Genomic DNA, 12,985 nt, shown 5'->3' with positions numbered 1-12,985 from the left:
ATAATCATGCTATTGAAACAAATAGCACAAATAAAAAAGCCCGCGTAAAGCGGGCTTTTTAGTGAGTTTATATTACATACTGAATGTTAAGCTTGTAATTCAAAGCGATCAGCATTCATCACTTTAGTCCAAGCACTAACAAAGTCTTTAACGAACTTCTCTTTGTTATCGTCTTGCGCATAAACCTCAGCGTAAGAACGTAATATAGAGTTTGAACCGAAGACTAAGTCAACACGAGTAGCTGAATAAACTTGCTCTCCAGACACTCTATCTACAATACCGTACGTGCTTTTACTTGTGGGCTTCCACGTGTATTGCATATCCGTAATAGTAGTGAAAAAGTCATTCGTTAGTGAGCCAGCACTACCGGTAAACACGCCGTGTGCAGTGCCTTGGTAGTTCGTGCCCATTGCACGCATACCGCCTACTAACACCGTCATTTCTGCAGCGGTTAACCCAAGCAATTGTGCTTTGTCTAACAACAGCTCTTCTGGTTTAACTACATAATCTTTTGGTAAGTAGTTTCTGAAGCCATCGGCCTGCGGCTCTAGCGGAGCAAAAGAATCAGCATCCGTCATATCATCAGTCGCATCACCACGGCCTGCGGCAAAAGGAACCTCAGCACTGAAACCAGCTGCTTCAATGGCCTTCTCTACACCTACATTACCGGCCAACACTATGGTATCAGCTAGACTTGCACCGGCGGCCTCAGCAAGTGGTTTTAACACCGACAATACCTTAGCTAGTTTTTCCGGCTCGTTCGCTTCCCAGTCTTTCTGAGGCGCTAACTGAATGCGGGCACCATTAGCACCGCCACGTAAGTCTGAACCGCGGAAGGTTCTAGCACTGTCCCACGCCGTAGATACCATGTCACCAATACTTAGGCCAGAATCCGCAATACTCGCTTTTAATGCACTCACATCGTAAGACGTGCTGCCTACAGGCACAGGATCTTGCCAAATAAGCGTTTCTTGTGGTACTTCAGGACCGATATAACGTACTTTTGGCCCTAAATCACGGTGAGTAAGTTTAAACCAAGCTCGAGCAAACACTTCACTGAAATAGTCTGGGTTGTTGTAAAACTTCTCAGAAATTTCTCGATAGATTGGGTCCATTTTCATGGCCATATCGGCATCGGTCATAATAGGGTTATAACGTTTTGAAGGGTCTTCAACATCAACAGGTTTGTCTTCCTCTTTAATGTCGATAGGCTCCCACTGCTCTGCACCCGCTGGTGATTTTTTTAATTCCCAGTCGTAGTTAAGTAGCAATTCAAAGTAACCGTTATCCCACTGTGTTGGATTAGTCGTCCACGCACCTTCAATACCGCTTGATACTGTATCGCGGCCTATTCCACGTGATTCGTGATTCATCCAACCCAAGCCCTGCTCAACAATATCAGCGCCTTCTGGATCTGGCCCTAAACGCTCTGCACTGCCATTACCGTGACATTTACCCACGGTGTGACCACCTGCTGTTAATGCCACTGTCTCTTCATCATCCATGGCCATACGGGCGAAAGTTTCACGAACGTGCAATGCGGTTTTAAGTGGATCAGGTTTACCGTTCACCCCTTCAGGGTTAACGTAAATTAGCCCCATTTGCACAGCAGCTAATGGATTTTCCATTGTTTCTGGGGTTTCAACATCGTTGTAACGCTCATCACTTGGCGCTAGCCATTCTTTCTCAGCACCCCAGTAGGTGTCTTTTTCTGGGTGCCAAATATCGGCGCGACCGAATGCAAAACCATAAGTTTTAAGCCCCATGCTTTCATAAGCAACAGTACCAGCAAACACTAAAAGGTCGGCCCAACTAAGCTTGTTCCCGTATTTTTTCTTGATTGGCCACAATAAACGACGCGCTTTATCAAGGTTAACATTATCCGGCCAAGAGTTGAGCGGCGCAAAACGTTGATTACCCGTAGACGCACCACCACGACCATCAGCAATACGATACGAACCGGCGGCGTGCCAAGACATTCTGATCATAAGGCCACCGTAGTGTCCCCAATCTGCTGGCCACCATGACTGAGAATCGGTCATTAGCGCTATCATGTCTTTTTTCAATTCATTAAAATCGAGAGATTTAACGGCCTCGCGGTAATCGAAGTCATCACCCATTGGATTTGTCTTTGTATCGTGCTGATGCAAAATATCTAGGTTAAGCGCCTCAGGCCACCAATCCATATTTGTACTGCCAGTAGCTGTCAGGCCGCCGTGCATAACAGGGCACTTACGCCCTGAGTCATTTACATCGCCTAGCTTCGCGTTACTCATGTTTGTTACCTCTTGCTGTTCGACAAAGGATTTCATCAATACAATCTATTAATTGGTATTATTTTATTCTAGTTATTAGATGACCATTACTACAGTGAGTTTTTTCGATGCTGACGAATAGGTTTAACGATTAGAAAATCATTAAACCTTACGTTGAGAAAACAAGACCTTATAAATCTATCCATCAACATACTCATGTAGAATTAACTAAAGAAAGCGTAGGCAATGATTATGAGTTTTCTAGGTCTTTTATCTTATTTTTGTAAAACTCTATTGATATGTCGTAGGATAAAGCCAATCGAATTCAGTCGTTAATCCTTAAGACAGGACGTCTCATTTGAACAGACTACTTGCAAGCCTGACTCTCACCTTTTACTTGGCGCTAACGTCTATGTTGGCGCAATCCGAACCCCTTACTATGCCCCCTGGGTTATGGGAGGGCGTCAGTGAGTCTGACTATAAGTATAAGTTACTCCAGATAAATGAAAACGGGGAACACTTCCTGTTTGAAGCTGGCATAGGCAATGCGTTTCGTCATATCCGACGGCTACCATTTGATAATGAAGATATAAAATGTAGTACGCTAAATTGTGAAGTAACATTTCCTTCGTTTGATGAAGGGTATGTTAAACATCTAATTTTATCTCCCTACATAGATACCGGTTACAAAGTATTAGAATCGACTACACGTAAAAACGGTAAACCTATCTTGAGTAACACCTATCAATTGGACAAGCAGAAGAACCAATCTTCCGTGCGCAACTTTATAGATATATACCGAGACTCAATAGAAGAATTAGCCAACTCGGCTACTGAAGATATTTATGGCTTGTGGGTGGGAATAATGCGCATTAGTGGTAAAAATGAGCTCATAAGCATTGAGATTTACCCAAATAAAGAAGGCCGTTTAGTCCGGTTTATAAATGGTAGCAGTTATACCAATCAAACGAGTTTCAACCCTGAAGATATTCATAAGGAAGGAAGCGTATATACCGTTAAAACATCACATCCCACCTTTGCCAACTCCCTCCTGTTTACTTTTCCAATAGCAGATTCTCTAAGCGGCTATGCTTATTCAGTTTATAAGGACAAACCACTAGAAAGCATGACGTTTACCTTATATAGAGTTCGCAATTAAGTCCCTTACCACGCCCCAACTAGAACAGCATCGTACGCCTGAGTGTGAAGTTAGGGTCGATATACGAGTTGAAATTAACAGGTAGCCCTTGTGTTGCCAAAGATGCGGTGGCGGAGCCTACATGGACGTATTTATGGCGTGGCTATTATGCGGGTGCCACAAACAAAAAAGCAGGATTGGTAAGCTTGTAACAAACTGTCAGCAGCATGGATGCTGTCTTACATAAAGGAAATTTACTGAGTGCGGCAAATATGTGTGGGTAGGTATACGAGTTGAAATTAAATAAGTAGCCCCTCCACCGCATGGATGCGGTGGCGGAGCCTACATGGAAGTATTTACGGCGTGGCTACGATTTTATTTCAAATCGGATGCCGGGGCCTAATACTTCCTTAGCCAGTTACGAAATCTACGCCTAGCTTGATATCGCCACGAAGGCCTTCAAGCATGTCGTTTTTCGCTTTTTCTTCAAATGCGCTTAGCTCGCCGTATGGCAAGATTTCTTCAACACCGTTTGCACCAAGGCGAACAGGGTGAGCGAAGAATGCAGCATCGTCGCTGTCGTCAGTTTGAACGTAAGTGTATTCAACAACGTTCTCACCTTGCATTGCTGCAACCAATGATAAGCAGAAACGTGCAGCTGCTTGACCCATAGATAGGGTTGCAGAACCGCCGCCAGCTTTAGCTTCAACAACTTCAGTACCCGCATTTTGGATACGAGTAGTTAGGCTTGAAACTTCATCATCAGAGAACTCAACACCTTCAACTTGCGAAAGCAAAGGAAGAATAGTTGTGCCTGAGTGACCACCGATTACCGGTACGTGTACAGAAGCAACGTCTACGTCTTTAAGCTCAGCAACGAAAGTCTCTGCGCGAATTACGTCAAGGGTAGTAACACCGAACAATTTGTTCTTGTTATAAACACCTTTCGCTTTAAGCGTTTCAGCAGCAATTGCCACTGTTGTGTTAACTGGGTTAGTAATAATACCAACACAAGCATCTGGACAGTTGTCAGCAACACCTTCAATAAGGTTCTTAACAATACCAGCGTTGATGTTGAACAAGTCTGAACGATCCATGCCCGGCTTACGCGGAACACCAGCAGGAATAAGAACAACGTCTGTACCTGTTAATGCACCAGCTAGGTCATCTTTACCGTGACCGGTTACTTTTACTGCAGTTGGGATGTGGCTCAAATCAACAGCTACACCAGGAACAACTGGCGCTACATCATAAAGCGCTAGTTCAGAACCAGCTGGCAATTGTGTTTTTAACAACAAAGACAGCGCTTGGCCAATACCACCGGCAGCACCTAACACGGCTACTTTCATACCATTTCTCCTATGGGATTACTCACGTATTTAAACGGAACGTCACACTAATGCAACGCGGGGGAAAACTCAATCATCTGATGGTCTTAATACGGCCATTTAAGGCATTTTTATGTCGATATTCACTATCATGCATGATTATGCAATTAAATTGCGCAAAGGTCACCTGTAAGGCACAATATAACATATATGATTATTTAACTTATTACCGCTAACTGATGTGCAGGATGCTATGGCCAACGCAAAACAAGAGCAACTGATTAAAGCCTTTAAAGAAATTTTGAAAGCTGAAAGCTATGGATCTCAAGGTGAAATAGTGGATGCCCTTAAAACTCAAGGTCATGACAATATTAGCCAGTCTAAAATTTCTCGCATGCTAAGTAAGTTTGGTGCGGTACGTACCCGCAATGCCCGCGGCGATATGGTGTACTGCCTTCCGCCTGAGCTAGGCATGCCTACGGCTAAAAGCCCGTTAAAGCAGCTGGTTCTCGATATTGTGCATAATAATGTGATGGTAATTATTCGCACCAGCCCAGGTGCGGCGCAGCTTATTGCTCGTTTACTTGATTCATTAAGCAAAAAAGATGGTGTGCTCGGTACCATTGCGGGCGACGATACCATTTTTATCGCCCCAGCCGACGTGACACTTATTGAAGAGTTGCGCCAACGGGTAGAAGACTTATTCGAGAACGTGTAAGGCACCGCCTTAAGTTTTGAACAAAAAAAACCGCCATCACAAGATGGCGGTAAAGAATTTGTACCAGGGAGATACAAAACAACTTGGTAGCTGTGTATTTAAATTATCACAGACTTAGAAAAGAGTAAGAAAAGAAAAGTAAAGAATTCGAAAACTAGAAATTAATTATAAAATTCAAAAACCTTCCTTAGATAAAAACAGCAAAATTTAAACTCAAATTTTAAAATTAAATAATATCACCATCACTAAAAACCGCCTCTTATTCACCAACGTATAAATTCTGAAACCCAAAAGAATAACATTATCATTAATTATAATTACAGAAACTTTCTCTCACTTTTTCACCTATACTGAAACGCTATCCCCCACTTTTACTTCAAGCCAGATTTGCCCACACTGAATCTGCGTAAAACCTGCGCCGATTCTGCGCTAGATCCACACTACTTGCACACAAAACCTGCACACTATTTACACCCTCACATTATTTTTTATTTTTCTTTTAATTAATATTTAGCGTTATCTTTAAATAAATATTAAGAGAGATAAAAGCAATAATTATCTTACCAATGTATAGAACCGTAAAGGTTTCATCACTCTGCGTATAAATAAGGTAAATTAGGTCTAAATAGAACAAATTATACACTTTGTAAATTGCCAAACAGCACGACGAAGTGCTTAATTCTCCCGACAGAAAACATCTGCTCAAAATAAAAACTAATAAACGTCTTTGTAATTACAACGTGTAATCACCTTCGACAAGGGGAATTAAAATGTTTAACACCAATAAACTCAGCACTGCTGTGAAGCGCGGAATAGTACTGGCGGGCTCCGCTACCATGTTTGTCGCGCCAATGGCCCTCGCACAATCAGATGACGAAAATTCAGCTGAACCTGTAGAAAAAATTCAAGTTACTGGCTCTCGGATTAAACGAGTGGATTTAGAGTCAGTTTCTCCGGTCACTGTTATTACTGCTGAATCTATTGCGTTATCTGGCGATACATCGGTAGCGCAAGTTTTACGTAACTCTTCAATTAACACCTTTGGTTCGTTTCGCGGCCAATCTGGTTACGGCAGCGGTGCTTCAGCTTCAAGCGAAGTAAACTTGCGTGGTCTGGGTGCAGGCGCAACACTCGTTCTTATGGACGGCCGTCGCCTTCCTGGTTTAGGGTACGATGGTGGTTCATCTTCTGATATGTCGATGATCCCGATGTCGATTGTTGAGCGCATTGAAATTCTTCGCGATGGCGCATCGGCCATATACGGTTCAGATGCTGTTGCAGGCGTAATTAATATTATTACCAAAAAACAGTTCGATGGCGTAAATGTAGGTTATAGCTTTGAAGATCCAGGTGCTGACGGTGGTAATTCCAGTAAGTACAATTTTTCTGCTGGTGTTACCAGCGACAAAGGCAGCATTGTATTCATAGCCGAGCATGAAAACACACAAGAAGTTAGCGATGTTGCGGTATCAGGTGACTATGCACTAAATAGCTATTCAACCTATAGCCCAGTGGCAAACTTCTACGATTCAGATGCAGGTGAATTTCTTTACAACGAAGATTTGTGTGGCGATGTAGCAGATACGTCTGTTGAGTCAGACCGTTGTGGTTACTATTATGGCAATACCACATGGCTATACGGCGCGACTGAGAAAAACTCACTGATGACAAAAGTGGAATATGAGTTGGCAGAAAACTTACAACTCATCACTCGCTTCTCTGCAATGCAGACATCTACAGATACGCGTTATGCTGCTACCCCGGTTTCTACATCTTCGCTAACTATCGACGCCGATAATGCAATGAACCCATATGGCCAAGACGGTTCGGTTTATTTCCGCACCTCTAGCTTGGGCACGCGCGATACTAAAACTGAAAAAACCACTTTTGAAATGGTTTCAGGCCTTGAAGGTTATACTGAAATTGCTGGAAACGAGTGGGACTGGCAAGTTTATTACCAGCGCACATCTGCAAAAGAAGAAGTATTCGGTTACAACTTGGTTAATGACACCGTTGTACAAGATTTAATTGATACTGAGCAACTCGATTTATTCAACGTACAAGGCCTTAGCACCGATGATTGGTATGCTTATAACGCTGACCTTTTAACAAACGCTGATCATACTGGCACCTATCAAACTACCCAAATGCGCGACATCATTGATGGAAGCATTTCAGGTCAGCTTTTCTCAAATAACTTCATGACAGTGAGTGCTGTGTTTGGCGCTGAGTACTCGTACCTTGATTTTGAACAGGTATCTGATCCTGAATCGGGTTTGGGCATTATCTCGGGCGGTTCTGGCGGTGACGACGTTTACGCAAGCCGTGAACGACAGTCTTACTATACTGAGCTTGCCATTGAATTACCTCATGAAGTCGAAGTCTCAGCCGCGCTTCGTTACGACGGCTACGAGCTTGAAGGCGATACGGGTGCTAGCATCTCAACCTCAGAGTTCTCAGATACGGTACCCAAGCTAGGTATCAGCTGGCGTCCAACTGAGTCACTATTGCTTCGTGCTAGCTGGGGAGAAGCTTTCCGTACTCCGACAATGAGTGAAATGTTCGCGACCATTTCTTACGGTTTCCCAGATGCCTACGACTCCTACTACTGCGATACATTAGGTAACCCAGGTAGCGATGACAGTTACTGCTCATCGGGTCAACAGCATCTAACCTACTACGGTGGTAATCCAGACCTTAGCCCAGAAAACTCTGAGTCGCTTACTCTTGGTGTGGTTTATGATGTAACAGATGATTTGTCACTTGAAGTCTCTTATTACCAGTATGACTATGAGAACAAAATTGAAGACATCGATGTTGAAGACTTAATTGCCGCAGACTTAGATGGGACTTCTAGCAGTATCGTACGTGATAGCGATGGTAAAATTACGTCTATTACATCGGGCTATACTAACTACTCAGAAGTGACAACAAACGGGTTTGATATTACTGCCAACTACGACTTAGCAACTGAGATTGGGGATTTTGGGGTTAACCTTGAGTATTCTCATGTGTTTAGTTACGAAGAAGAAGGTACTGAGTGGGCGGGTGAATTATTCTATCCTGATAACCGCGCCAACCTGACTGTAGATTGGACAGACGGTGATAAGTGGACTGCCTCTTGGAGGACACTATTCATTGGTGCCAACGGAGAAACCTTTTACTCCTCTTACGATTATGCGGATAACTACTTTAAACATAACGTAACGGTTTCATATCACGTAAACGATAACGTTAAAGTATCAGCAGGCATCGCTAACCTTACTGACGAGCTGGAAGAATACTTGCCAGGCGAATGGCGAGGCTTCGATGATGAACTTTACGACCCACTAGGTCGCACTATGAGCTTTAACGTTCAAGCTAGCTTCTAACATTAAACTTATATAAAAACGCCGCTTGTACTGTGTTGTATCTCCTGTCTTCTTGAGATACGACACAGTCAGCGGCGTTTTCTTATTTCTGCCAGTATAAACGTTCTATAAAACTGGCGCACCGGCTATTGTTTAGTCGGTGTGGACTAAGTAAGTAGTGTAAGTGAGTGAATTAAACTACGACAGTAGCTTAATAAGCGCTTCTGCTGCGGGTCCTGATGATGCTGGGTTTTGCCCCGTCACCAAAAGACCATCAACACACACTTTAACGCCAAAGTCCTCTGTACTCTCGTACTTACCGCCCTTACTAATGAGTGCATCTTCAACTAAGTAAGGCACAACCTCGGTTAATTCCATTGCGTCTTCTTCACTATTCGAAAAGCCAGTAACGGTTTTCCCGTTAATGAAAAATTCGCCATCGGCACGTTTTACTTCTTTCAGCACGATAGGCGCATGGCAAACAGCGCCTACAGGCTTCTGTGCTTTGATCATATCTTCAATTAGCATTGTGGAGTGGGTATTGTCAGATAAGTCCCACAGCGGGCCGTGGCCGCCCGGATAGAACACAGCATCAAACTCATCTGCTCGAACATCTTCCAACACAATTGTTGAAGACATTGCGCTTCGTGCTACCTCATCTTTTGTGTAACGGATAGCATCGTCGGTCATGGCATCATCTGCCAAGCTGTTGGGGTCGATTGGCACTTGGCCGCCCATAGGTGAAGCTAAGGTGATGGTATACCCTGCATCCTTGAACGCGTAATAAGGTGACGCGAACTCTTCCAGCCACATCCCTGTTTTATTGCCTGTATCACCTAATAATTCATGTGAGGTCATTACCATCAATATATGTTTCGACATAAGTTCTCCATGTGAACAATTCATTTAGTTATTCGTTCGTATGGCGACAATGGTTAGATCAGAAAAAGAAAAGGAATGCGATGAGAAACATAAAGAGAAGTTGATTTACAAGATAAAAAAAATGCCACTTCCAAAATTGGAAAGTGGCATTTAACACTACAACTGTTTTTTAAACTGTTGCTTAGAAGCGGTAGTCAATACCTACACGCATTTCCCAAAGTGATGCATCACCCTGACGACTTTCAGGAGATGATGTACCTAGCGCAGCAGTATTGAAGTTAACTTCTTCCAAAATACCCCATTCATCGTTGATGAAGTTGGTGAAGTTATTCATAACGAAATAAACCTGAGCAGAGTGATCTTCACGGAACGCAGGAATATTTTGTCTAACTGCGATATCCATTTTGAACCACCAAGGGCTAGTTTGGTCGTTACGCTCTGCACCAATCGGTAACACGTTGTTACCTTCAAGGTATGGCGTGTAGCCATATACAGAGTTACCACTGATGGTGTAACTAAACGGACGACCAGACTGTGCTACTGCATAAGCAGAGAAAATAGTGCTGTAACCGTCGATAAGTTCAGTAGTGTAACGAAGGTCAGCAGTAAAGCGGTGCTCGATATTCCAATCAGACAGTGAAGATACTTCTTCGTTAATGTCAGTAAATGCTCTGTACTGGAAGTTAGAGAACGCTACTGAACTCGTCATTGGTTGTACATCTTCAGCGTGGCTGTAGTTATAACCACCGGTGAAAGTAATACCGTTGTCCCAAGACTTGTTCATGGTCGCTGTTAGTGAGTAAGACACTGAATCTTCATCAGAGTTAGTCAGTTCAAGTGAACCGTAACCTACTGAGTCATAATCAGGGTAACCTTCGTCAGTTGTACCTACACGCTCAAGACCCACATATTTAATCATGGCTTGTTTCTGCGTCACACTTAGAAGGAAATCTAAGTTGAATACGTAATCTTCGTCATTGATATGAGTCATACCCGCAGAGATTTTCCATTCGCGAGGCATTTCGAAGCCTGGATCTAGGTTGTTACTTTCAAAGTTACTACCTGCACCAGAAGACATCTCTTCGTCTAAATCAGAAGGTACTGAGTAGCCAGGTCCAGCAGTTACGCCGTCTTCTGTGTTAACCCATGTAACACTGCCGTCGAATAAGTTAGCGTATTCACCTTCAACTTCACCACCAATAACGTTGGTGTTTTGATAGTTGTTTGTCATCCATACGTTCGGGTTACCGCCTGAGAACAAGCCAACACCACCACGTAGTTCAGTTGAATCACTTACTGTGTAGTTAAGGCCAACACGTGGTTGTAGCAAGCTAAGTCCATCTAGGTTAGCCGTGTTGTCATAACCGTTCCCAGCTACAAAATCAGCATTTCCAACAGGCTCGTCAGATGTTGTAATCCAGTCATAACGTAAACCAGCAACTACTTTTAAATCGTCAGTAAGATAGAACTCATCTTGTGCGTAAGTAGAGTGTGATGTGTAACCCCACTCAGCAGCACGGTCTAATAGGTTGCCAGAATATGCATAACCGTATTCGATTTCTGCATTTGTTCCGTTAGTGAAATCTTCTAAGCTTTCAAAAGTAATAGAGGTTTCAGAGTGCTGAACGAAAAGGTTGTAGATATCTAGTTTGTCACTCTCGTAACCGAAAGTTAACGCGTGGCCGTTGTCGAAGTAATAGTTACCACGGAACATTAGGCTTAACGCTTCCCAGTCTAAGTCGTTAGCTTGACGGCTGTCATCAGAACCTAAGAAAACCGTAAGGTCGTCTTCAGAAGTATCTGTATCATTACCTAGCTCAATTTTAATTTCGCCAAAGTCGTTACCGCCTGGAGTGCCGTCACCATACATCGAACGCTGTAGGTTATCTAGCTCTGTGCGAGAAACGCGGATTTCAGTCGAGAATTTGTCTGTCCAATCTGAGTAAAGTACACCAACAAATGATTGTAGCTCTGCGCCACGCTCGTAGATGTGGCTTGATAGTTCAAACTCATCTGCGTCGCCGTCAGATTCTGAGAAGTTGTTACCATCGTTGTAGTTATAAGTAAACGCAAAACGGTGGTTTTCGTTGATGTTCCAGTCTAACTTAACAAGAAGCTTTTCATCTTCGTTAGGCATGCTAAGTGGCGTTGTACCAGCATCAAAGTTATACAATGACTGAGAAACAGATTGAATCTGCTCAAGTTGTGCTTGTGTAAGCGCTACTTCATTAATTGCGCCAGAACCGATAGCACCACGGTCAAATGTGTTTGCGCCTTCTAGTTTTTCGTAAGCAGCAAAAACAAATAGCTTATCTTTAATCAGCGGTGCACCCACTGTGAAGCCGTAACGTTTTTCAGTGTAACTACCAAGGTTGATATCATCACCTTCAAGTGAGTCACCACGTAGGCTGTCGCTACCATAGTCGTAGAACGCAGAACCATGAACTTCGTTAGTACCTGTTTTACTTACTGCACTGATGTTACACGCAGAGAAGCCGCCGTAAATTACATCAAAAGGAGCAATTTCTACTGACACACCTTCGATAGCGTCAAAAGAGAAAGGCATTCTTTCTGTAGGGTAACCGTTCGAGTTAAGACCGAAAAGGTCATTCATGCGAACGCCATCAACCGTCAAGCTGTTAAAACGAGGGCTTTTACCCACACACTGGATACCACCGCTACCGCCTTCATCTACATAGATACGAGGGTCAATACGAACGATATCAGTGATATCACGGTTGATCGCTGGCGCTTGTTGAAGTGTTGCCAAGTCAAAGTTTGCTGAAGGGCCAGTTTGACCGAAAGCCAAACTACCTACTTGAGAAGCGGTTACTACGATGTTTTCGTAGTTAGCTGCAGATTCAAGTGTTCTTTGGATAGTTGCCGCTTCACCAAGCTCTAGGTAAATATCGCTGATAGTTTGATCTGCGAATTCATCTGAGTCGATTTCAACAGTGTAAGGACCACCTACACGTAAACCACGAAGGTTAAATGTACCAGCACTATTTACCGTGACTGATTTAACCGCACCAGTTGGTACGTGAGTTACTTTAACTACGGTTCCAACAGCAGGGTTGCCGTTTGGACCGACTATCTGGCCATTCATATCTGAAGACGTTACTTGAGCCATTGCAGTCGTGGTTAGACCCACTGTTAGTGCAACTGCTGCAGCAACGCGGCTGAGCTTAGCTGATGAGTACATGTGTGTTTCCCTTTTTGTTTAAAATTCTTTTTTTTTAGCGTAGAGGGAATTTATTCCCCTCTACGACCTCTGATATTGACTAAAAGACTTCTTTGAGTGGATGAAATTGTTA

The 12,985-nt window shown here is 43.3% G+C and carries 7 protein-coding genes; 3 read left to right on the top strand and 4 right to left on the bottom strand.

Annotation, left to right across the window (positions count from 1 at the left end):
• Positions 1-86 precede the first annotated feature (86 nt).
• On the bottom strand, positions 87-2,276 hold the full coding sequence (gene katG, locus J8L84_RS17210) for a catalase/peroxidase HPI (protein ID WP_211071775.1): 2,190 nt from the start codon (positions 2,274-2,276) through the stop codon (positions 87-89).
• Between the two features lie 337 nt (positions 2,277-2,613).
• On the opposite strand from katG, the gene J8L84_RS17205 reads away from it, so the two are divergent.
• Positions 2,614-3,414, top strand: coding sequence for a hypothetical protein (locus J8L84_RS17205; protein WP_211071774.1), 801 nt, complete (start codon positions 2,614-2,616; stop codon positions 3,412-3,414).
• 389 nt (positions 3,415-3,803) lie between these two features.
• On the opposite strand, the gene mdh is transcribed toward J8L84_RS17205, so the two are convergent.
• Entirely contained in the window at positions 3,804-4,742 is a 939-nt protein-coding gene (gene mdh / locus J8L84_RS17200; protein ID WP_129740136.1) for a malate dehydrogenase, read from the bottom strand.
• Between the two features lie 232 nt (positions 4,743-4,974).
• Here mdh and argR point away from each other — a divergent pair, with 232 nt between their 5' ends.
• Complete coding sequence (gene argR / locus J8L84_RS17195) at positions 4,975-5,439, top strand: transcriptional regulator ArgR (protein WP_013782583.1); 465 nt, start codon at positions 4,975-4,977, stop codon at positions 5,437-5,439.
• Between the two features lie 770 nt (positions 5,440-6,209).
• Positions 6,210-8,810, top strand: coding sequence for a TonB-dependent receptor (locus tag J8L84_RS17190; RefSeq protein WP_211071773.1), 2,601 nt, complete (start codon positions 6,210-6,212; stop codon positions 8,808-8,810).
• A gap of 177 nt (positions 8,811-8,987) precedes the next feature.
• Here the strand turns inward: J8L84_RS17190 and J8L84_RS17185 are convergent, their stop codons facing one another.
• Together J8L84_RS17185 and J8L84_RS17180 are read right to left on the bottom strand one after the other, a co-directional pair.
• Positions 8,988-9,671 carry a type 1 glutamine amidotransferase domain-containing protein gene (locus tag J8L84_RS17185; protein WP_211071772.1) on the bottom strand — a complete coding sequence of 228 codons (684 nt, stop codon included), beginning with the start codon at positions 9,669-9,671 and terminating at the stop codon, positions 8,988-8,990.
• Between the two features lie 181 nt (positions 9,672-9,852).
• The gene (locus J8L84_RS17180; RefSeq protein WP_211071771.1) at positions 9,853-12,873 is read right to left on the bottom strand and encodes a TonB-dependent receptor; all 3,021 of its coding nucleotides are present in this window, start codon (positions 12,871-12,873) and stop codon (positions 9,853-9,855) included.
• Positions 12,874-12,985: the final 112 nt, after the last annotated feature.

It is taken from the genome of Alteromonas sp. MMG017, assembly GCF_018100795.1.
Lineage (GTDB): Bacteria > Pseudomonadota > Gammaproteobacteria > Enterobacterales > Alteromonadaceae > Alteromonas.
Note: the sequence above shows the minus strand (reverse complement) of the source record. Positions and strands in the feature narration are given on the sequence as shown.